Below are 19,515 nucleotides of genomic sequence, written 5' to 3'. Positions count from 1 at the left end.
TGTGGTTAGATAAAAAGAAAACAGTGTCCCTATAAGCCGGGTTTTGTCCTTTAAAATGCGTATAGCATATTAAAGTGCCTGTCATTTATCTAGATTATGAGTTACCCCATAATTCGAGCATTCTACCCTCCATCGTGATATTTCGGACGGATAACCCTCAGACGATGGTTTACATGAACTTGCAGCCTCCAGATAGCACAGCCTGTCAATCACTTGCCAGCTGGTGGTCTCTTACACCACCTTCTCACCCTTGCCTTTATGGCGGTTGTTTTCTTCTGCATCTCCTGCTGTCGCCAACAGCTCCTATTTTCAGAAGTGGAGCATCCTATGCTGCCCGGACTTTCCTCTTATAAGATTAAACTTACAAGCGACAGAGCCGGAACACTGTATTCGACTGCAAAGATACATAAAAATCATGTAATTTGAAATATAAAATCATAATTTTACATTTTATTGTAATGTATTGTCATGAATTATAAGCCAATTGCACATTTAAACGAATGTAAAATTATGTGCACTTCTCACTAAGAGCCGTTAATAGTATTATTTTTAGTGTTAAAAGAGGACAAATATATAAGAGAAAACGTGGTATTAACAAATTTTGCGTCTAAATTTGCATGAAAAGAAATTGATATTTTAAGTTTAAATAAAAAATAAATGAGATGAAAAAATTATCAAATTATTTCGCTTATGCTATTTGCTTAATAGCAATGTCATTCTCAACAGGAGCTTTTACAAATGCTTATGCAAATAATTTGCCCGGTCAACCTGTAGACCTGACATATGCAGCAGAAAAAGCTCTACCTGCTGTCGTTCATATTAAATATCTACAAAACAGCAAAATTCAGACTGTTGATGTGCAGGACGATCCTTTCGGAGATTTCTTTGATCCTTTTGGCTTTTTTGGTAATCCGGGAAACAGGGGCTCTCAGAAAAGAAAGATTCAGACACCAAAGCGTGAAGGTGCGGGTTCGGGTGTTATAATTTCTTCAGATGGATATATCGTAACAAACAATCATGTTGTAGATGGAGCCGACGAATTAACTGTTACGTTAGATGATAATAGAGAGTTTTCGGCACGAATTATCGGTACGGATAAAAAGACCGACTTGGCCTTAATAAAGATTGACGGAAAAAATCTTCCTACTTTGCCTATTGGAGATAGTGATAAGTTGAAAGTAGGTGAATGGGTGCTGGCTGTCGGTAATCCTTTTAATTTAAGTTCTACTGTAACAGCTGGTATTATAAGTGCTAAAGCCAGGTCTTTAGGAGCAAACGACATAGAGTCGTTTATACAGACAGACGCTGCAATTAATGCCGGAAATTCAGGCGGTGCATTGGTTAATGTAAAGGGTGAACTTATAGGTATAAACGCCATGCTTTATTCGCAAACAGGAAGTTATAGTGGATATGGATTTGCAATACCGACAACTATAATGAATAAAATTGTTGCAGACTTAAAGACTTATGGAACCGTGCAACGTGCCGTTCTGGGAATAGAAGGTGCTGATGTCAACAAGTATGTTGATCAGCAGAAAGAAAATGGTAAAGAAATAGACTTAGGTACAATGGAAGGTATCTATGTATCTAAAGTTTCTGAAGATGGTGCTGGATTTGAGGCTGGAATAGAAGAGGGCGATGTTATTACTGCTGTTGACGGTAAAAAGATTAAGAAGATGGCTGAGCTGCAGGAGTATCTTGCAAATAAACGTCCGGGTGAAAAGGTGACAATTACTTTCCTGCACAATAAGCGTCAAAAGACTGCAGCAGTGACACTTAAGAATGAGCAAGGAAACACTAAGGTTATCAAGAATGCAGATCTTGATGTTCTTGGCGGTAACTTCCGTGAAATAAATGAGTCAGAAAAGAAACAGCTCAATATTAGCTATGGTTTGATGGTTATGAAGGTGAACGATGGCGCATTTAAAGAAGCAGGCATCAATAAAGGCTTTATAATTCAAAAGGTGAATGATGTTACAATGAAGACAATCGACGATCTTCAGAAGGCTGTAAAAGAAGCATCTGTAAGTAAGGATCCAGTTCTTTATATCCAGGGTGTTTATCCTACTGGAAAGAAGTCATATTTTGCTGTTCCGATATCAAAATAGTTGATGTAGATTAAATTAAGTAGAAGTTATTTTGGGACAATTTTATTGTTGATAAAATTACCAATTATAACTTCTACTTATTTTTATGTGAAAATATTTTGTATATTTCACAATATTTTCTTTGCATTTAATAAGAAAGTTATTAAATTTGCAAATACTTAAATTTATATGCTACATGAGACAACTAAAAATCACAAAATCGATAACCAATAGAGAGAGTGACTCTCTGGACAAATATCTTCAGGAGATAGGACACGAAGAATTAATAAGTGTAGAAGAAGAAGTAGAGTTGGCTCAGCGTATAAAAAAAAGTGACCGAAAGGCTTTGGAAAAATTGACAAAAGCAAATTTGCGTTTTGTCGTTTCGGTAGCGAAGCAATATCAGAATCAAGGATTGAGTTTGCCAGATCTGATTAATGAAGGAAATGTCGGATTGATTAAGGCTGCTGAGAAATTTGATGAAACGAGAGGCTTTAAGTTTATTTCATATGCTGTATGGTGGATACGTCAAAGTATTCTTCAGGCGATAGCGGAGCAAAGCAGAATTGTGCGGCTTCCACTAAATCAGGTGGGGTCTGTAAATAAAATTAATCGGGCATTAAATAAGTTTGAACAAGAGAATGAACGTAGGCCCAGTATTGATGAAATTGCAGACAAGGTAGACATTCCACATGATAAAATTGAAGAAGCAATGAAGGTTAACAGCAGGCATGTGTCTGTTGATGCTCCATTCGCTGAAGGTGAAGATAATAGTTTGTTGGATGTTTTGCCGAATAATGATTCACCAATGGCAGATAAGACTCTTGTGTTGGAGTCGTTACGTGAGGAAATAAATCGTGCATTGCAGACTCTTAATGAGCGTGAACGCAATATTATAGAGGCCTTTTTTGGCATAAATCAGCCAGAGATGACATTAGAGGAGATAGGAGACAAGTATGGTCTGACGCGTGAGCGAGTTAGGCAGATTAAAGAAAAAGCAATAAGACGATTGCGTCACAATACTAAAAATAAATTACTAAAATCATATTTAGGACAATGAGAAGTTTGAAATATTTTATTTGTATTATTTTTTCTATTATAGCTTTAAGTATAACGGTTTCTGCAAAAAACAAATGTGTGCCCAAGGCATATGTTTTTGGAGTTGCAGCATCTTTTAATGATTCAATAGTATATTTCACCGATATTCAGGAACTGGATAGTGCATGGATTGATGATAAAAGTGATTTTTTGTTAAATAGAAGCGATTACTCTTATCAGTTGAAAAATTATTTTGAACATAAAAATATACCTCATCGTACATGTATTGTCAGCTATGCATTGAAGCGTAAAGATATTGATAAGAAGTATCAGAAAATAAAGAATAAATATGTAAAGAATGGAAATATTAATATAAAGTATATTTCTAGTGATGATTTTCATTTTACTAATGTAAAACCTGAATAAATAAAAACATATAATATCGTATTGTTGATGGACAATGTAAGAACTGAAAATATAGACTTAAATGTTGCATCACATGCATATTATTTTAATATCGCAGATTTTATTGTAAAAATCCTTTTTGAGGATATCAGTAAGAATAATATTGATTTGTTACCATCTTTGAATGATTTCAGCATATCGAATAATTCAGATGGTAATTTTTTGTTCTGTCTGTATGTCGTTTCTGTATTACCTGAAATCGGTATATGCAAGAACCATATAGGCTCATTTGATACAGGAAATGGTTGTGTCATAGTAGATCAATTAGAAAGTGGAGAATATCTGTTTTCTGTTAATGATATATGTAATAATGTATGCTGTGAATTGCTTACAGATAAAACTTTTACTGAATGTCATTGCGTCTTAAAAGGAGATGCAAGTATGCGGCGTTTTGGCCTTAATAATGCTTTAATGATGATTTATGCATTTGCCGGCAGTTCAAAAGGAGCGTTGCTTATACATGCATCTGCAATAAAATATGGTGATGACGGAATTGCCTTTATAGCAAAGAGTGGAACAGGTAAAAGTACGCATACCGGTTTGTGGATTAAACACATATTTAATTCTGAATTATTAAATGATGATAATCCGATTATCCGTATAATTAATGATGTGCCATATTTGTATGGTAGCCCTTGGAGTGGAAAGACACCATGTTATCGAAATGTTAAAACAAAGCTAAGAGCTTTAGTTCGGATTGAGCGAGGGGACTGCAACCATATTAAGAAATTAAGACCAACAGAGGCTTTTGCGTCGATATTGCCTTGCTGTTCCACAATGAAATGGGATACATTGGTATATGATTCAATTTGTAGTAATATAATACAAATTATAAGTAAAATAGATATTTATACGTTATATTGTCTTCCTGATAGAAATGCAGCACTTTTATGTCACGAAAAGATCTTGAACAAAAAGATATAGAAATCCAGAATAAATATCTCATCCCAGAAATTATAAGACTGTTGGATGAGGGACGTACTGTTACAATAAGATTAAAAGGTTTCAGTATGAGGCCTTTTTTAGAGGATAAAAGAGATAAAGCGTTATTAAAAAAGTCTGATAGCATTAAAATAGATGATGTTGTGTTGGCAGAAATTAATAAAGGACAATATGTATTGCATCGGGTAATTAATATGGATGAAAATTTTATCCTATTGAGAGGTGATGGAAACATACAGACCGAATTATGTCGAATTAATGATATTAAAGGCTGTGCTGTAGGCTTTTACAGAAAAGGACGTAGCACTCTGGAGCGGACAGATGGTATAAAATGGCAATTGTATTCATTTATTTGGAATAAATTATTTCCAATTAGAAGATACTTACTATATGGTTATAGAAAATTATGGTTAAGAATTTTTCCGGTAAAATTATAGTTTAATATGAAAGCAAAAAAGGGTTTTAAACTACGCAATGTATGTGGTGAACATGTGATTGTTGCAGAAGGAATTGATAATGTAGATTTCACAAATATAATAAGTATGAATGAATCTTCTGCATATTTGTGGAATGAGATATCCTCATTGAATTTTTTCGACGAGAATACGTTGACAGATCTTTTGACAGAAAAATATCAAGTGACAACTGAAATAGCATTTGCTGATTCAAAAAAGATAATGTCAGAATGGATGAAGGCTGGTATTGTTGAAGAATAAAGTTATCTGATAGGATAAAATATTTTAAAAGAAGGATTTCATTCAACCTATAGATTTGACTCTAACTTAGAAATCAGCATGGAGAATTAAAAATAATCCTGCTGATTTTTTTATAATGATAACTCTATTTATAGTTTAGAAAAATGTTGCCCGATTTTCATTCAATGATGAAATTTATTTGAAAAAAGAAATTATAGATGTTATCTAGAAATTTTTATTCATTTAATTTTTTAATGATACCTTTAAAATTGTAATATTTTAGAGGCTAAATGTTATATATATATGCTTTTGCTTCGTATGATAGCTTGTTTTTATAAAACTTGCCAATTAGGTTTTATATTATAAGTAATTGATTTCTTGGTAAAAACTCTGTTGTTTTTACGATATAAATGACTTGTTTTTTATTCAAAAATCATAGACTTTTATCCATTATACAATAAAGTTCTCATCAGACTTTTTATTAATTGATAATTAATTAAGATTTTATCGTTGCAGGAAAATAATTTGTGGGTGTGATTAAGTATGGCTTGTTAATATAGGGGAGGCTCTATAATAATTATATATAATCCTAGATTTCTTAATATAAAAAGGCTGTCCCGATTTAAAGGGACAGCCTTATGATCTGATATTCAGGTGATTTATAAACGTTTAAAATCACCTAAATATTATTATTTAGCTTATTAAGCCTCTTCACCATTACTCCAGTCTTCCTTAGATTTACGGATGTAGCTGTTATAACGGAGTTTAGCCATACGCTCTGCTTCAGCGAACAGTTCTTCTGCCTCATTTGGATATGCCTTCTTTACAGAGAGGTAACGAACCTCACCGAGCAGGAAGTCGTGGAATTTGCTCCAATCGGGTTCTTTAGAGTCGAGTGAGAACGGATTCTTACCTTCTTCTGCAAGTTCAGGATTGTATCTCCACAAGTGCCAGTAACCACATTCAACAGCTTTAGCCTCTTCTGCCTGGCTCTTGCCCATACCACCTTTAGCCTTAAGACCATGATTGATACAAGGAGCGTAAGCAATGATGAGTGACGGACCAGGATAAGCTTCAGCCTCACGGATAGCCTTCAAGCACTGAGCCTGATCTGCGCCCATTGCAATCTGTGCAACGTAAACATAGCCATATGTTGTTGCCATAAGACCGAGATCCTTCTTGCGGATTCTCTTACCCTGGGCAGCAAACTGGGCGATAGCACCAAGAGGAGTTGACTTAGAAGACTGACCACCAGTGTTAGAGTAAACCTCTGTGTCAAGGACGAGGATGTTGACATCTTCACCACTTGCGATAACATGATCAAGACCGCCGTAGCCAATATCGTAAGATGCACCATCACCACCGATAATCCACTGGCTGCGCTTAACGAGATAGTGATCAAGAGTCTTAAGTTCCTTGCAGATTTCACATCCAGATTCTGCGCTAGCTGCAATCATTGGTTTCAGCTTAGCAGCTGCAGCTTTAGAAGCTTCAGCATCATCCTGAGCACCAATCCACTCCTGAGCTGCTGCCTTGAATTCAGCAGGAGTATCCTCTTTTGAAATAGCTTCGTTCAGAAGAACTGTTACACGTTCTTTCATCTTCTTGTTACCAAGTACCATACCCATACCGAACTCGCAGAAGTCCTCGAACAGCGAGTTGTCGAATGCAGGACCCTGTCCCTTTTCATTCTTGCAATAAGGAGTAGAAGGTATAGATGCAGAGTAGATAGAAGAACAACCTGTTGCGTTAGCAATCATTTCACGGTCACCGAAGAGCTGAGAAATCAGTTTAACGTAAGGTGTCTCACCGCAACCAGAGCAAGCTCCAGAGAACTCAAACAGAGGTTTAGCAAACTGAGAGTTCTTAACGTTTGACTTGATGTCTACAAGATCCTGTTTGCTTGAAACTTTGTTAACCAGATAATCCCAACGAGCAGCCTCAACATCATTTCCTGCGAATGGAACCATTGTAAGAGCCTTACCCTTCTTCGGATTTCCAGGACAAACATCAGCACAGTTACCACATCCAAGACAATCCATAACACTTGCCTTTATAACGAAGTGCATACCCTTCATTGCTGCAGGAGCCTTCATCTCGAGAGTTGTGTCGTCAAAGCCCTTAAGCTCTTCGTCTGTCAGAACAAACGGACGGATTGCAGCGTGAGGACAAACATATGCACACTTGTTACACTGGATACAGTTTTCAGAATTCCATACAGGAACGAAGGCTTCAACACCGCGCTTTTCATAAGCTGATGTGCCATTCTGCCATGTACCGTCAACAGTGTCATGGTTGATGAAGTCTGAAACTTTCAGCAAGTCTCCAGCCTGAGCGTTGATAGGACGAACAAGTTCTTTTACGAATGCAGGAGCATCGTCTTCTACTATAGCATCGTCTTCAAGATTTGCCCATGCTGCATCAACTGTAAGCTGTTTGTATTCGCCACCGCGATCAACTGCAGCATAGTTCTTGTCAACAACATCCTGTCCCTTCTTTCCGTAAGACTTAACGATGAATTTCTTCATCTGTTCAACGGCCAAGTCAACAGGAATAACACCTGTTATACGGAAGAATGCACTCTGAAGAATAGTGTTTGTACGGTTGCCCAAGCCAATTTCTTGTGCAATCTTAGTTGCATTAATATAGTAAACTGTAATATTGTTCTGAGCGAAATAGCGTTTAACCTTATTAGGTATGAAGTTTACAAGCTCTTCGCCATCGAATATTGTGTTCAGCAAGAATGTACCATTCTTCTGCAAACCACGTGTAACATCGTACATATGTAAGTAAGCCTGAACGTGGCATGCTACGAAGTTAGGTGTATTTACGAGATATGTGCTACGGATTGGTGAATCACCGAAACGCAGGTGTGAACATGTGAAACCTCCAGATTTCTTTGAGTCGTAAGAGAAGTATGCCTGACAGTGTTTGTTGGTATTATCACCAATAATCTTAACTGAGTTCTTGTTTGCACCAACAGTACCGTCTGCACCTAAACCAAAGAATTTAGCCTCGAACATTCCTTCGCCGCCAAGAGCCATTTCTTCAACTTGAGGAAGTGATGTGAATGTAACATCATCAACAATACCTACTGTAAAATGATTCTTAGGTTCGTTAAGTTTCAGATTGTTGAATACTGATATGATTGTAGCAGGAGTTGTATCGTTAGAACCTAGTCCATAACGGCCGCCAACGATGAGAGGTCTGTCTTCAACATCATAGTAAGCGCTCTTAACATCAAGATACAGAGGTTCGCCTTCAGCTCCAGGTTCTTTAGTTCTGTCAAGAACAGCAATACGTTTAACTGTCTTAGGTACAGAAGCGAGCAGGTGTTTAACAGAGAATGGACGATAGAGGTGAACAGAAATCATACCAACTTTCTCGCCATTTGCATTGAGGTGGTCGATTGCTTCGCGTGCTGCCTCTGTTGCAGAACCCATAAGGATTATGATTCTGTCAGCATCGTCTGCACCATAATATGAGAAGAGGTGGTATTCACGACCTGTAATCTTGCTGATTTCACCGAGGTAATGCTCAACAACTTCAGGTACTTTGTCATAATAGCTGTTGCAAGATTCACGGTGTGTGAAGAATGTTTCAGGATTCTCTGCTGTACCACGTGTTACAGGACGCTCAGGTGTAAGCGCACGGTCGCGGAAACGTTTAACGTCTTCCATGTCAAGCAGCGGAGCGATATCTTCCTGCTCAAGAAGTTCTATCTTGTGATACTCGTGAGATGTGCGGAAACCATCGAAGAAGTTAAGGAATGGTACGCATGTTTTAAGTGATGCCAGGTGAGCTACGGCTGTAAGGTCCATAACTTCCTGTACAGATCCCTCGCAGAACATTGCGAAACCTGTCTGGCGACAAGCCATAACGTCTTGATGATCACCAAAGATACACAATGAATTTGATGCCAATGAACGTGCAGATACGTCAAAAACGCATGGCAGAAGTTCTCCGGCAATTTTGTACATGTTAGGAATCATGAGCAGCAAGCCCTGAGACGCTGTGAATGTTGTAGTGAGGGCGCCTGCCTGAAGTGAACCATGAACGGCTCCGGCAGCTCCACCTTCAGACTGCATTTCCTGTACAGAAACAGTCTGTCCGAAAAGGTTTTTACGGCCTTTTGCAGCCCATTCGTCAACGTGTTCTGCCATCGGTGAAGATGGTGTGATAGGATAAATTGCTGCAACTTCGCTAAACATATAGCTTATGTGAGCAGCAGCTTCGTTACCATCACAAGTGATAAACTTTTTTTCTTTAGCCATTTTTAATAAAATATTAAATGTTAGTGTATCTATATACCTTCTTAATTATATAATAAAATATTTCTTCTTTTAATATAGAAATCCCAATAGCCATAATGGTATCTGATTTCCTTTGCCGATTTCTGTGTTGTAGCGGGCATAAATAGTGTCCGGATTCATTCTGATTTTTGCATTTCCTGTAGCGTCACAGATTCTGAACTCCTTATTTTCGTCTACTGTGTAACAGTTATCTTTATTGCTCTGATTTATCTTGTGATCTTTCCACATAGAGTTAACAAAGAATGTTTCCATAACATCTTGTTCCTCTACTCTAATAGGATATATTGCGTAAATAAGGTTTGGGTTATGCATCATTATCTTTCCTGGCTTTTTGGGAAATTCCTGACCGACAGGATATATTATGTTAATCAACCGTGCTTCCGCAAGGTACTTTATGTAGTTCATAACCGTAGCTCTGCTTGTCTCTATATCAATTGCCAGTTGGCTTATGTTTGGTGCTTTGGGACCGTCAACTGCAAGCTGATAAAATAGTTTTTTTATCTTTGTGAGATATTTGAGCTCAATCTGCTTAATCAGTAGTATATCAACTTCTGTCATCATATTCATTGTCTTGAGCAAATTCTCGGAGAAATTTCTGTGCTCAAGAAAAAATGGATAGAATCCATGGTGAAGATACTCCTTTAAATATTTTCCAGGTGAAACTTCAGGTAAGATGTGGCGAGTTATATGTTCATGGTCGCGTAATACTTCATCTAATGTATACGGCCTAAAGTTTGTTCCAGCAACAAGATTTATATATTCTCTTAAAGAAAAGCCCCTAAGGTTGTAGCTTTTTACAATACCATTAAGTTCTGGATTTTCTTCTTTTAGGTGCATAACGCTGCTACCTGTAAATATAATTTTTAGTTGTGGATACTTTTCGTAGCAGAGACGTAGCTCTTTACTCCAATTTGGTTCTTTGAAGATTTGGTCAATTAGCAGTACGTTTCCACCATTTTTGTAAAACTCACCGGCAAAGTCTGCAATGCCTCTTCCTTGAAAATAGAAGTTGTTCATGTTGACATAAAGACATTTACGGTCATTAGGTGCGAAGTTTTCTTTTGCATATTGTAAAAGAAAAGTAGTTTTGCCAACACCTCTTGTACCTTTTATGCCAATCATCCTCTCGTCCCAGTTTATCTCGTCCATCAGCATGCGGCGAACGGGGGCGTTTGTGTGTTCTACCAAATAAGTATGGGTACGAAAGAAAGCTTCCATTCTTTTTTAATTTGTTTTCTTTTGCAAAGATAATATTTTATTCTATAATTGCAAACCATACATTGCAAAAACTCATTTTTTTTTATTATTTTTGCACCAAAATCAATAATTGTTTTTTGTGAAGTTACATATTTTTAATCCAGAGCATGACATTGCTTTAGCATATGGGACAGAAAGCATAACCCTGCCGCACGCAATTCAGGAGTTCAAAATGAACTTGGGATATATTCCTGCACTATGGGCAAATGATGGTGATTGCGTTCTTGTTGATGATGTTCCTTATGCACTTAAAGCTTTAGCTAAGACCCACAGGTGTCATGCTGATGTCGTTTTTGTTACTATTGATGATTTGAAAGCCGCGGATTTTTCATCTATAGACCCATGGGGATGGGACTTAAGCCTACGTTCAATGCTTTCTAAGTCAGGGATAATAATTAACGGAAAAGATTTGTGTGATGTCGTTGATGATCGCATTCTGACTGATGTAAAACATTTTTCAAATCGCAGTCATACATCCGCTTTATTGAAATTGATTAGAGCAGGTATAGAGGATATGACGTGTGGTGAAAGTTTTTATGTTACACATCCTGAAGATATTTTTAACTTAGTTGAAAAATATGGACAAGTCGTTGTTAAAGCGCCGTGGAGTAGTAGTGGACGTGGCGTTAAATATCTTTCAGAAAAGGAAGTCTGCCCTTCTAAATTAGGATGGATTAAAAACATTATAAATCGTCAAGGAGGACTTTGTGTTGAGCCGTATTATAATAAGGTGAAAGATTTTGCCATGGAGTTTTATTCTCATGGTGATGGGCATATTAGTTATTGTGGCTTATCTTTGTTTAATACAGATGGTGTGTCATATACGGGTAATATCATAGCATCGGAATCATATAAAACGGAATTACTCTCAAAATATGTGTCGGAGGAAATGCTGACACGTATCAGAGAAAATATTATAAAAGTTTTTTCATCATATCTTTCAGGTTTATATCAAGGTCCGTTTGGTGTTGACATGATGATTGTTTCTGGTGGTGCCAACGGCTTTTTGTTGAATCCTTGTATTGAGATTAATTTGCGTCGTACAATGGGGCATGTGGCAAATTCAGTAAGAAAAACTAATGACACATCTGTAGAATTTATGCATATTGTGCACGATGTAAATTATTTATTGCGTTTTGATTCAATAGGAAAAAATTTTGTGAAAGTCATATAGGATATCGTTTAATTATTAATATAAAATTAATTTACTTGAACACATGAAAAAAACATTCTTTTTGTCATTGCTTTTTGTTCCATTAGCTTCATATGGACAATACCGTTCTGAGGTTTGGTGTCCTGATAATGGCGACGGCACTTATACAAACCCTGTTATCAATGCGGATTATAGCGATCCTGATGTATGCGTCGTAGGTGAAGATTATTATCTTACTGCAAGTTCTTTCAACTGTACTCCAGGTTTGCCAATACTTCACTCAAAGGATTTGGTTAATTGGGAAATAATAGGACATGCTTTGAAGGATATTGAGCCGGCAAGCGTTTACAATATGCCTTCTCACGGTAATGGCGTATGGGCTCCTAGTATCAGGTATCATAATGGAGAATTTTATATTTACTGGGGTGATCCTGATTATGGCGTGTTCATGGTAAAGACAAAGAATCCTGCCGGAGAGTGGGAGAAGCCTGTTTGCGTTATTCCGGGACCTGGCAATATTGACAGTACACCACTATGGGATGAGGACGGGCGATGCTATCTTGTAAGTGCTTATGCAAATAGTAGATCACGTTTCGCATCTGTAATAGTAGTGCGTGAATTATCTGCTGATGGAACAAAGGCTATCGGTGATCCTGTTATTGTTTTTGATGGTAATGGAACGGAGAACCGAACTTGTGAAGGTCCAAAGTTTTATAAGAGGGATGGGTGGTATTGGATTATGTGCCCAGCAGGTGGAGTACCTACAGGATTCCAGCTTGCTATGAGATCTAAGAGTCCATTTGGTCCTTATGAGTGCAAAAAAGTATTAGCCCAAGGAAAGAGTGATATCAATGGCCCTCATCAAGGAGCGTGGGTTCATACTGCATTTGGTGAAGATTGGTTTTTGCATTTTCAAGATAAGGGCTGTTATGGACGTGTAGTGCATTTACAGCCGGTTGAATGGAGAGATAATTGGCCTGTTATGGGAATAGATAAAGATGGTGATTATTGCGGTGATCCTGTTAAAACTTACCGTAAGCCAAAAACATCTAAAGCTTGGCCTATTCAAAATCCTGTTGAAAGCGATGAGTTTAATCAGCCTCTCTTGGGTAAACAATGGCAGTGGCATGCAAATTATAATCAGTTCTTTGGTATGCCTACTTCATTTGGTACTTTTAGAGTCTATAATCATAAGTTAAGCGAGAATTTCGTGAACTTATGGGAAGTGCCGAATTTGCTGCTTCAGAAAACTCCAGCTGATAAATTTACAGCAACAGCTAAAGTACGTGTAACAGCTAAAGATCAGAACCAGTTTGGAGGTCTGATTATGATGGGACTCGATTATTCTGCTATTGTTGTAAAAAGAGTTGGGGATGAATTTGAACTTCAGCAGATTACCTGCTTAAAAGCTGATAAAGGAAAGCCGGAAAAAGTTAATGTCATTGCCAAGCTTAAGCCTACTGAAGTTGATAAGATTGATTATCAACCAGCCATTCACGAAGATATTTATCTCCGTATGATGGTTAATGATGGCATCTGTAATTTTGCATATAGTTTAGACGGAAAAAAATATAAGAAAGTAGGCGAAAGTTTCAAGATGCGTGAAGGCAAATGGATTGGAGCTAAAATTGGTTTTGTAGCAGCAGAACCTGCTGGTAAGGCTAATAGAGGATGGTTAGAGGCTGATTGGTTCCATGTTACAAAATAATAATCTTGTTACTATAAGATTTATCATATAAAGACTCCCCGGATTTAAACATTTAAATCCGGGGAGTCTTTATATGGTAGCTATGCTTTTATTTATTCGAAATGCCTGCGGTCTTTTCTATAAAATATAATGGTCTTCTTTTTGTCTCAATGTAGATTTTTCCAACATATTCACCAATGACCCCGCATGCGATAAGTATACACCCGCCAATAAACCATACAGATATAAGAAGAGATGTCCAACCTTGAATTGCATCTCTGTCGAAATATGATATCAGTGCATATATAATTACGGCTATAGAAATCAATATGAATACAACACCAAGGTAAGTAATATAGTGTAAAGGTTTTATTGAGAAGGATGTTATTCCGTCTAGGGCAAAGCTGATCATTTTCTTTAATGGATATTTAGATACACCAGCCATTCTTTCTTTTCTGTCATAATAAACTATATCTGACGGATATCCTAATGAAGCGACCATTCCACGTAAAAATAGATTACGCTCGGGATAATCCATTAATGATTTAAGGGCCCTACGGCTCATCAGTCTGAAGTCTGCATGGTTATAGATTATCTTACCGCCTAACTTATTCATGAGTTTGTAAAATAAAAGTGCTGTATTGCGTTTGAAAAACGTATCTGTCTTGCGTTCACGTCTTACTCCGTAAACGATGTCTTTACCATCATTAAAACATTTGACCATGTCATATATTGCATTGACGTCATCTTGCAGGTCTGCATCAATTGATATTGCTGCATCCGCATTTTCAGAAGCCCATTCAAGTCCTGCAGTAAGGGCGAATTGGTGTCCCGAATTTCGAGATAGTTTTAAACCGTATACTTTGTTGCTTTCTGAGGCATATTTTTCTATCAGTTTCCATGTGTTGTCTTTGCTTCCATCATCAATATACAAGATCCTGCCGGTGCTGATGCTTCTGTCATGCACCATTTTATCTATTACTGCAGTTAATTGTTTAGTGGTTTCCGGCAGCATTTCCTCTTCATTATAGCATGGTACAACTATTAAAAGGTTCATTGTTCAGGTTTATTTTTATTGTTATATTGATTTGTAATTCTGTTTATTTGCTTCGTTGTTGTAGAATTTATAAAAGTGCAACCATTTTTTATCATCACAGCTGCGATGTTTAAAATCACGAATTTCTTCTACTCTATAATTGGGGTATGTTTTTTTGAAAGTTTCAATGTCATCATTTCCTGCAATAAGGTAGCCATATGAAGGGTTGAAACAGTCAAACGGCACAACACGGTCGCCAAGATAAAAGTTTATTGTGAACGGGTGCATACGGTCTCCAACAACAATGTCTGTTCTATATGAATATATTCTGCCACTTGGTACAATCTTTTTTATTTGCATGGCAACATTGTAGTCTGACTTAGAACTAAGTATTACAGGTTGATAGAATCCGTCTAGAGAGATGAAGATTCCCCAAACAATTCCTAATGTGGATAACACTAATTTGTAAGGGCTCTGATTCTTAATACGCCAAAATATAATTGAAGCTATGATAGGGATTGCCAATATTATTATAGACATAAAATTCAATTCTGTAGTGGCCAAGTCTCTCATCATATTTATGTTTTCTACTGCATGTTTGCCTGAAAAAATGCTTTCAGGTATAATGTTGATTCTTACAGCAAAAAAACAAATCATTAGCAGAATTGATATTCCTGCCATGATATTTCCAAAAACCTTTAAGACAATTTTATGTTTATGGGATAGGTATATTATATATTCTGCTAAGAAAAAGGCAATGAACGGATATATCGGTAAAAGGTAAACGCTACGTTTGCTTTTTGGAATGCAATAGAATACGAAAATAATAACTATGCTCAATAGTGAAAATAAATGTGCTGAATCCATTGTTGTAATTCGATTGCGAAGTTTTTTCCACCATTGGTTTATTCCAAAATCAAACGACTTATATTTAATAGCAAAAAGCGATATAATTACAAGAAGAGTGTAGGGGACATATCCGGCAATTACTGTTATTAAATTATAATATGCAGGTTTCTCGTGTGAAGAATATGACATCTTGCCAAGAAAGCGTAGGACATTTTCTTCATAAACTAATTCTAAAAATTTGTCTCCGCCTTGCCTATATGCAGCAATGTACCATAATGATGGAAGTATACATGCAGATAGACCAATCAATATGAAAGTAAAAATAAGTTTTGCGGGCTTTGTTTCACGTATAAGTAGATATACAAACTCCACAAGGCATGGTAATAATATGCCAATAGGCCCTTTGGTCAGGAAGGCACCACTCATTGCTAATACACCCCATAGCGGAAAACCTTTCATTCCTTTTTCGCCCCATTTGTGCAGCTGATATAGGGCGATAACTATAAGCGAACTCAGCAGCATGTCAACACGGCATGATGTTCCTGCTCTATGTACTTCAAAGCAGGTGAGTGTAATTATGCCGGCGATGAAAGCAGTTGTTGCATCTTTGCGCTTGGCAAAGAATACATATCCAGCAGCAATCATTGCTATTAATGATAGGGCTGAAGGCATACGTGCGGTGAACGTAGTAACTTCTCCGTAAATATATGATAATAACGCTATAAACCAGTGTAGCAATGGCGGTTTATATGCAATGTCTATTCCGTTGTTTATTGGTAATATCCAGTTGCCGTATTTTAGCATGGACAATGATACTATAGCCTCACGCGGTTCGCCACGAGTATTAAATAATGACAAACCGATGAATGAGATAAGTGATATCACGCATATCACCATTAGAATTAATAATAATTTTTTTTCCTGTTTATTCATATTTCTGATTTTATGAGCAATACATTAAAATATGCCTCACATATTATCGTGTGAAGCATAATTGCAAGCCCTAACATAATATTGAATTGCAAAATTAAAAATAAAACTTATTTAAAGCGATATTTATTCCTAATTTTTTCTATGCAATATAAAATACCTTTGTCGGCAGTGCTAAAATAATATATAATGTTTATTTCAGCGTTTTTATCTTAATTGGGCTTTATACGAACGAAGATGTTTCCATGTGATGTATCTAATGATAATGCTGTTTATAGCGAAAGCTGTTGTATATCCTATCGCAGCGCCTAGAATACCACCACATATTACATCGCCCAAATAATGCACCCCTAAATATATTCTAGAATAGCAAACGATAAAAGCCCATGTAAACAGATAAATTGTAATTCTTTTGTTTTTAATTATGTAAGATAAAAATGCGGCGGCTCCTAATGTATTGGCTGCATGGCTGGATACAAATCCATATTGACCTCCTTTGTAACCATATACGTAATGTAAAAATTCGCATACGCCAATGGTGTGTGATGGTCTTAAACGGCATACATATGGCTTTATAACAGAAGCTGATATCTGATCACATAATGTTATGACGAGTGTTAATCCCAAAACAATAACAAGATATCTTCTTAGTTTTGTTTTTTTTCTTAGAAAATATAAAGTGATTGCTATTAAAACACAGATTGAACATGTTATTCTTGATGACATGGCATATAGAATAGCATCTACAATTGAGCCTCCATTAAAATTTAAAGCAATTGTTAATTGTTTGTCTATAGCATCCAATATTTCAAAAATAGGATATAAATACCCTGGAATAATACAAAAAACGATTATTATTGCTGAAATTGTAGATATGATAATAGTTCTTTTCATCTGTTTTTTGCACAAAAATAAGTGGGAATTTTGAAGACATTTTGTAGATTTTAGGACAATAGTGTTAAATATAGCATTTTATGTGGTGTTATTGGTACAAATGATAATGCTAAACTATAAGAACAGAAAGGTTTTATAAGACAATTTTATTATAAATAATATTTACGGGCGAATGTATTTGTGTTGGTCTTTCTGTATAGATTAATTTATTAATCATACTTATTATGCAATAATACTGCTTGGCATTATTATCGTTATGGATATGTTATTTGGATGAGATGTCTTGTCGTTGTAATGTATCGATTTATAGGTGGTTATGATTAATTCGTAAAGTGAATATTTATGATTATGGCCAATTATGGTAAGGATATCTTTATATATTATTTAAATGCTATGATAAAATGATTCTTGTTGTTAACGTGTTTGTATTCAATTTTCCAGTTGTGAAATTTGCATATCGCTTTTACGATGGATAACCCAAGACCGCTGCCCTTATTATCGCGTATCGGTCTATAAAAGCGGTTAAACAATAAGTTTTCATCAAGTGCCATTCCATTTGATGTATTTGAGATAATCATTCTGTCTTGCTCAACTGTTATTATTATTTCACCATTAATTTGGTTGTGTCTTAAAGCATTTACAATTAAATTGTTGATCATGCTTTCTAAAAGAGTGCTATTACATTTAATTATCATAGACGGAAGTTTAAAATCTCTTATAATAGTTATCCCATCAGATATAGAATGTAACAAGGGCAACATACGATTTAAGATATTTATTATATCAACTTCAGACATTTCACTATATTGATTGTTATCTATTCTTGCAAGCAATAATAGATTTTTGTTGAGGCGTGTCAGGCGTACGGTAAGATTGTAAAGGTCTTGTATAGTATCTGCTTGCTTTTTAGTGAGATGCTCGTCTTGTAACAAATTATCGAGTTTGCTTTGGAATATAGCTAAAGGTGTTTGCATCTCATGTGATGCATTTTCTGTAAATTCTTTTTGTATATTATAACTTATCAGGCTGTTTCTCATAAGGATTGTTACAGCCTCATTTAATTTAGTAAATTCATTTACCTTGTTTTCCGGAAACTGTGGCACCTTTTTGTCCTCAAGTTTAAATCTGCTTATTTGGCTTAGTGTATAATAAAAAGGTGTCCAAAGCTTTACAGAAATATTTTTCATTATTAATATTACAGATATTCCGATGATGCATATTATCAGTCCGAATTGTATCATGATTCCATGCATGATGTCTCGTTCAACATCGAGTGGGGGAATGTCTTTTCCGTGTTTTATTGTATCAATAACCAGTATGAGGTCTTCTGCATAATAGTGTTTTGTGAGCCAATAAAATAATGGCGTTGCCAATAGCATGAGAATAGTTACGCAAATGGTGAACTGTAGCATGGCTTTGTCTATAAGAATACTTCTTCTCATTCTTCTATCCATTTGTATCCTGTACCATAAATATTTTTAATACACTCTGAACATCCTTGTCTTGTAAGTTTTGCCTTCAGATTTTTGATATGCGTATATACAAAATTATGATTGTCTAGCATGTCGGCCATTTCTCCGGTTAAATGTTCGGCCATAGAAAGTTTTGATATAACCTTATTCTTATTGCTTATTAAAAATAACAGCAGTTCGTATTCTGTTCTTGTGAGTGTTATTGTTTCAGAGTTTATTGTTACGGTCTTTTTTAGCAGATCAATTTTTATGCCGTTGCTGCACAGAATGTTGCTGGTATAAAATTTTTTTCGTCTGATGATGGCGTATATTCGCATTTTAAGTTCCGGCAGACTAAACGGTTTTGCCAGATAGTCATCAGCACCTACTTCCAGGCCTGTTATTTTATCATTAATAGAGTCTTTTGCTGACACAATGATTACTCCTACTTGGCTATGTCTGTCTCTGATTTCTTTTAATAGTTCAAGGCCGTTCCCATCTGGCAGCATTATGTCAAGAACAATGCATTCATATTCATATAAATGCACTTTCATTTTTGCATCTGCAAAGGTGAATGCCTGTTCACACAAATAATTTTCAGAACTTAAGAATGTAACTAAGTTCCGGCAGACTAAACGGTTTTGCCAGATAGTCATCAGCACCTACTTCCAGGCCTGTTATTTTATCATTAATAGAGTCTTTTGCTGACACAATGATT

At 36.1% G+C, this 19,515-nt stretch carries 15 protein-coding genes and 1 other RNA gene; 8 read left to right on the top strand and 8 right to left on the bottom strand.

The features are described from left to right. Nucleotides 1-16: 16 nt before the first annotated feature. Nucleotides 17-388, bottom strand: an RNA gene (gene rnpB / locus ACZMIG_RS08370) — RNase P RNA component class A. Nucleotides 389-662: 274 nt separating this feature from the next. On the opposite strand from rnpB, the gene ACZMIG_RS08365 reads away from it, so the two are divergent. The 6 genes from ACZMIG_RS08365 to ACZMIG_RS08340 all read left to right on the top strand — a co-directional run bounded on the left by ACZMIG_RS08365 (nucleotide 663) and on the right by ACZMIG_RS08340 (nucleotide 5,248). Beyond that, entirely contained in the window at nucleotides 663-2,108 is a 1,446-nt protein-coding gene (locus ACZMIG_RS08365) for a Do family serine endopeptidase (protein ID WP_021854568.1), read from the top strand. 175 nt (nucleotides 2,109-2,283) lie between these two features. Continuing rightward, on the top strand, nucleotides 2,284-3,147 hold the full coding sequence (locus tag ACZMIG_RS08360) for a sigma-70 family RNA polymerase sigma factor (protein ID WP_302697560.1): 864 nt from the start codon (nucleotides 2,284-2,286) through the stop codon (nucleotides 3,145-3,147). Then, nucleotides 3,144-3,551 carry a hypothetical protein gene (locus ACZMIG_RS08355; RefSeq protein WP_418874317.1) on the top strand — a complete coding sequence of 136 codons (408 nt, stop codon included), beginning with the start codon at nucleotides 3,144-3,146 and terminating at the stop codon, nucleotides 3,549-3,551. The genes ACZMIG_RS08360 and ACZMIG_RS08355 overlap by 4 nt, the downstream gene beginning before the upstream one ends. Nucleotides 3,552-3,578: 27 nt before the next feature. Continuing rightward, nucleotides 3,579-4,514: a hypothetical protein gene (locus ACZMIG_RS08350; RefSeq protein ID WP_053399123.1), complete on the top strand. Its 936-nt coding sequence runs from the start codon at nucleotides 3,579-3,581 to the stop codon at nucleotides 4,512-4,514. After that, a complete protein-coding gene (locus ACZMIG_RS08345) occupies nucleotides 4,481-4,969 on the top strand; it encodes a S24/S26 family peptidase (protein ID WP_418874316.1) in 489 nt (162 codons plus the stop codon). The genes ACZMIG_RS08350 and ACZMIG_RS08345 overlap by 34 nt, the downstream gene beginning before the upstream one ends. A gap of 6 nt (nucleotides 4,970-4,975) precedes the next feature. Further along, a complete protein-coding gene (locus ACZMIG_RS08340; protein WP_053399125.1) occupies nucleotides 4,976-5,248 on the top strand; it encodes a PqqD family protein in 273 nt (90 codons plus the stop codon). A 680-nt stretch (nucleotides 5,249-5,928) separates the two neighbouring features. Here the strand turns inward: ACZMIG_RS08340 and nifJ are convergent. Both nifJ and ACZMIG_RS08330 read right to left on the bottom strand, forming a co-directional pair. Further along, nucleotides 5,929-9,501: a pyruvate:ferredoxin (flavodoxin) oxidoreductase gene (gene nifJ / locus ACZMIG_RS08335; protein ID WP_418874315.1), complete on the bottom strand. Its 3,573-nt coding sequence runs from the start codon at nucleotides 9,499-9,501 to the stop codon at nucleotides 5,929-5,931. A gap of 69 nt (nucleotides 9,502-9,570) precedes the next feature. Beyond that, on the bottom strand, nucleotides 9,571-10,758 hold the full coding sequence (locus tag ACZMIG_RS08330) for an ATP-binding protein (protein ID WP_021854560.1): 1,188 nt from the start codon (nucleotides 10,756-10,758) through the stop codon (nucleotides 9,571-9,573). 118 nt (nucleotides 10,759-10,876) lie between these two features. Between ACZMIG_RS08330 and ACZMIG_RS08325 the strand changes: the two genes are divergently transcribed. Together ACZMIG_RS08325 and ACZMIG_RS08320 are read left to right on the top strand one after the other, a co-directional pair. Continuing rightward, nucleotides 10,877-11,971, top strand: a complete 1,095-nt coding sequence (locus tag ACZMIG_RS08325) for an ATP-grasp domain-containing protein (RefSeq protein ID WP_487889423.1) — start codon at nucleotides 10,877-10,879, stop codon at nucleotides 11,969-11,971. 43 nt (nucleotides 11,972-12,014) lie between these two features. Next, nucleotides 12,015-13,658 (top strand): glycoside hydrolase family 43 protein, encoded by a 1,644-nt coding sequence (locus ACZMIG_RS08320; protein ID WP_487889422.1) that lies wholly within the window; start codon nucleotides 12,015-12,017, stop codon nucleotides 13,656-13,658. Between the two features lie 88 nt (nucleotides 13,659-13,746). On the opposite strand, the gene ACZMIG_RS08315 is transcribed toward ACZMIG_RS08320, so the two are convergent. The 5 genes from ACZMIG_RS08315 to ACZMIG_RS08295 all read right to left on the bottom strand — a co-directional run bounded on the left by ACZMIG_RS08315 (nucleotide 13,747) and on the right by ACZMIG_RS08295 (nucleotide 19,453). Continuing rightward, nucleotides 13,747-14,694 carry a glycosyltransferase gene (locus ACZMIG_RS08315; RefSeq protein WP_487889421.1) on the bottom strand — a complete coding sequence of 316 codons (948 nt, stop codon included), beginning with the start codon at nucleotides 14,692-14,694 and terminating at the stop codon, nucleotides 13,747-13,749. Between the two features lie 21 nt (nucleotides 14,695-14,715). Next, nucleotides 14,716-16,455: an ArnT family glycosyltransferase gene (locus tag ACZMIG_RS08310; RefSeq protein ID WP_487889420.1), complete on the bottom strand. Its 1,740-nt coding sequence runs from the start codon at nucleotides 16,453-16,455 to the stop codon at nucleotides 14,716-14,718. 204 nt (nucleotides 16,456-16,659) lie between these two features. Then, the gene (locus ACZMIG_RS08305) at nucleotides 16,660-17,346 is read right to left on the bottom strand and encodes a phosphatase PAP2 family protein (RefSeq protein WP_302432750.1); all 687 of its coding nucleotides are present in this window, start codon (nucleotides 17,344-17,346) and stop codon (nucleotides 16,660-16,662) included. Between the two features lie 380 nt (nucleotides 17,347-17,726). Further along, nucleotides 17,727-18,788 (bottom strand): sensor histidine kinase, encoded by a 1,062-nt coding sequence (locus ACZMIG_RS08300; RefSeq protein ID WP_487889419.1) that lies wholly within the window; start codon nucleotides 18,786-18,788, stop codon nucleotides 17,727-17,729. Next, a complete protein-coding gene (locus ACZMIG_RS08295) occupies nucleotides 18,785-19,453 on the bottom strand; it encodes a response regulator transcription factor (RefSeq protein WP_487889418.1) in 669 nt (222 codons plus the stop codon). Before ACZMIG_RS08295 ends, ACZMIG_RS08300 begins: the two co-directional genes overlap by 4 nt. Between the last annotated feature and the right edge of the window lie 62 nt (nucleotides 19,454-19,515).

The sequence above is a fragment of the Xylanibacter sp. genome (genome assembly GCF_057607445.1).
The sequence above is the reverse complement of the archived record's forward strand: the minus strand, read 5'-3'. Positions and strand labels throughout refer to the sequence as shown.

Excerpts from the sequence above, each read along its gene's own strand:
- ACZMIG_RS08360 (WP_302697560.1), top strand. The coding sequence starts at position 2,284 with ATGAGACAACTAAAAATCACAAAATCGATAACCAATAGAGAGAGTGAC.
- nifJ (WP_418874315.1), bottom strand. The coding sequence starts at position 9,501 with ATGGCTAAAGAAAAAAAGTTTATCACTTGTGATGGTAACGAAGCTGCT.
- ACZMIG_RS08310 (WP_487889420.1), bottom strand. The coding sequence starts at position 16,455 with ATGAATAAACAGGAAAAAAAATTATTATTAATTCTAATGGTGATATGC.
- ACZMIG_RS08355 (WP_418874317.1), top strand. The coding sequence starts at position 3,144 with ATGAGAAGTTTGAAATATTTTATTTGTATTATTTTTTCTATTATAGCT.
- ACZMIG_RS08365 (WP_021854568.1), top strand. The coding sequence starts at position 663 with ATGAAAAAATTATCAAATTATTTCGCTTATGCTATTTGCTTAATAGCA.
- ACZMIG_RS08320 (WP_487889422.1), top strand. The coding sequence starts at position 12,015 with ATGAAAAAAACATTCTTTTTGTCATTGCTTTTTGTTCCATTAGCTTCA.
- ACZMIG_RS08305 (WP_302432750.1), bottom strand. The coding sequence starts at position 17,346 with ATGAAAAGAACTATTATCATATCTACAATTTCAGCAATAATAATCGTT.
- ACZMIG_RS08345 (WP_418874316.1), top strand. The coding sequence starts at position 4,481 with ATGTCACGAAAAGATCTTGAACAAAAAGATATAGAAATCCAGAATAAA.
- ACZMIG_RS08315 (WP_487889421.1), bottom strand. The coding sequence starts at position 14,694 with ATGAACCTTTTAATAGTTGTACCATGCTATAATGAAGAGGAAATGCTG.
- ACZMIG_RS08300 (WP_487889419.1), bottom strand. The coding sequence starts at position 18,788 with ATGAGAAGAAGTATTCTTATAGACAAAGCCATGCTACAGTTCACCATT.
- ACZMIG_RS08340 (WP_053399125.1), top strand. The coding sequence starts at position 4,976 with ATGAAAGCAAAAAAGGGTTTTAAACTACGCAATGTATGTGGTGAACAT.
- ACZMIG_RS08295 (WP_487889418.1), bottom strand. The coding sequence starts at position 19,453 with ATGACTATCTGGCAAAACCGTTTAGTCTGCCGGAACTTAGTTACATTC.
- ACZMIG_RS08350 (WP_053399123.1), top strand. The coding sequence starts at position 3,579 with ATGGACAATGTAAGAACTGAAAATATAGACTTAAATGTTGCATCACAT.
- ACZMIG_RS08330 (WP_021854560.1), bottom strand. The coding sequence starts at position 10,758 with ATGGAAGCTTTCTTTCGTACCCATACTTATTTGGTAGAACACACAAAC.